This is a genomic window from Chitinophaga skermanii (assembly GCF_003259335.1).
Classification (GTDB): domain Bacteria; phylum Bacteroidota; class Bacteroidia; order Chitinophagales; family Chitinophagaceae; genus Chitinophaga; species Chitinophaga skermanii.
This window is the reverse complement of record NZ_QLLL01000022.1, coordinates 1-1780: the sequence shown is the minus strand read 5'-3', so window position 1 is coordinate 1780 and position 1780 is coordinate 1. Positions and strand designations below refer to the sequence as shown.

Genomic DNA, 1780 nt, shown 5'->3' with positions numbered 1-1780 from the left:
TATTTTACTAATAAAATAATTTGTTAGTTTACTAGTAAAATAGTATATTTGTATTGTAATGATAAGGATAATAACAATAAAATCTAAAATATAATAGTAATATGGAACCTACACACTCTTTAGCTGATCTCCTTGAAACAGCACGGCTCGCATTTTATTGGACTTCTTTCGACCCGGATGGCAGAGGTGAAAGAACTATAACCGAATTTGAACAGCAGCTAAACATCGACCTTACTACTATTGCGAAAGAGGCTGCTAACAGCGAGAAAAGTGGTGATATACTTACCGATGTTAATGAACGGTACATAATGAACTACCGAAAGTATTTTACAGCCTGGCTGCGTTCAGAAAGCAACTGCGCTAGTTCTGCAGTGGCCGGACCTGCAAATTTTCCGGTGAAGCGTATGGAAAAACACAGGGGCTGGGCAGATGCAAAATTTCAGCAGTTCCAAGACTGGCGACGCAGGGCACTAAAAGCAATAACGAAAGGGGTAAAGGTAGTCCTTACGCCAGGAACAGAACTTGCTAAGGCTGAAGCAAAGCTAAAGGCGAAGTTACAACGGCAGGCAATGATGAAGGCCGCTAATAAGGAAATTCGCAAATATAAAGATGCGAAAGAACGGCCCTCCCAGCTGGTAGCAGCTTTGCAGGCGCTGTGCGTTTGTGACGAAGAAATTAATGAGTTGTTAGGAGAAAATTATCAAAATAGATTAGGTTTTGCAACGTGGGAATTATCCTACATTAACGAGAATATACACCGCCTTGAGAAAAGAGTTTTATATCTCCGCGATAAGGTCGCCAATGCTACAGGAGCGACAATACAAGAGTATACCACGTTTAAAGTAGTGGAAAATCGAGAACTGGACCGGGTTCAATTTATGTTTCCGGGAGATCCTGGGGATGATATACGTGTATTGTTACGTAAGAAAGGGTTTATTTATTCTCCCAAAAATAAAGCCAATCAGCGGAAGCTAACCCCTAATGCAATACGTGATGCTGCCGAGCTGGCGCGGAAAATTAACGCCATGTTGTCACCAACTGTATAATACCCCGTACCGCCAGATGATCACTTCTGGCGGTATTCTAAAAAATCGCGTTGCCCAGCGGCGGCGCCCTGATGATCCGTTACCGCGAGGCCTTTCTAGCGGCAGTTGGCACCTTTTCCCGGAATGTGGGCAACTGATCTGTTACCTGTTATTATGTTTCACAAAACGGACATTTTCTGATACATATGCCCAGCTGCGTACATTTGAAAAATTTATTTAATAAAATGTTTCAAAAACTCGTTTCACTAATCAAAATTTCATTAACTTTAAATTGACCGTTTTTTGTTACAAATCATTTTATTAGGTACTATGAAATTTGGTTTAGCGAGGGTAAGCACGGAAGATCAAAATTTAGACTTACAGGTAGATGCCCTAAAAGCGGCGGGGTGTGAGAAAATTTTCACCGAAAAGATTTCCAGTAGAAGCAAGGACCGTCCGGAGGTAATAAAACTTATATCTCAGCTCAGAAAAGGTGATGATGTGGTAGTATGGAAATTGGACAGATTAGGGCGTTCATTGCGCGATTTGATAGGATATATCACAAAGTTTGAAGAAATGGAGGTAGGCTTTATTAGCCTACAGGATAACATCGATACGAGTACTACTACAGGGCGTTTTATCTTTAATATTTTCGCCTCATTAGCAGAGTTTGAAAGGGAGATTATCAGAGATCGGACAAAGGCGGGCCTAGCGTCAGCAAGGGCGCGAGGCAGAAAAGGTGGACGGCCAGCTGG

General features: G+C 41.9%; 2 protein-coding genes. Both read left to right on the top strand.

All coding sequences use genetic code 11. The annotated features are described in order from the left end of the window. The first annotated feature begins 101 nt into the window (after positions 1–101). The gene (locus LX64_RS25685) at positions 102–1046 is read left to right on the top strand and encodes a hypothetical protein (protein WP_111600566.1); all 945 of its coding nucleotides are present in this window, start codon (positions 102–104) and stop codon (positions 1044–1046) included. A 282-nt stretch (positions 1047–1328) separates the two neighbouring features. Further along, the coding region (locus LX64_RS25680; protein WP_245952834.1) for a recombinase family protein at positions 1329–1780 on the top strand (452 nt) is incomplete at its 3' end.

Bases quoted from the DNA above. Each gene is read 5' to 3' on its own strand.
- LX64_RS25685 (WP_111600566.1), top strand. From the start codon at position 102: ATGGAACCTACACACTCTTTAGCTGATCTCCTTGAAACAGCACGGCTC.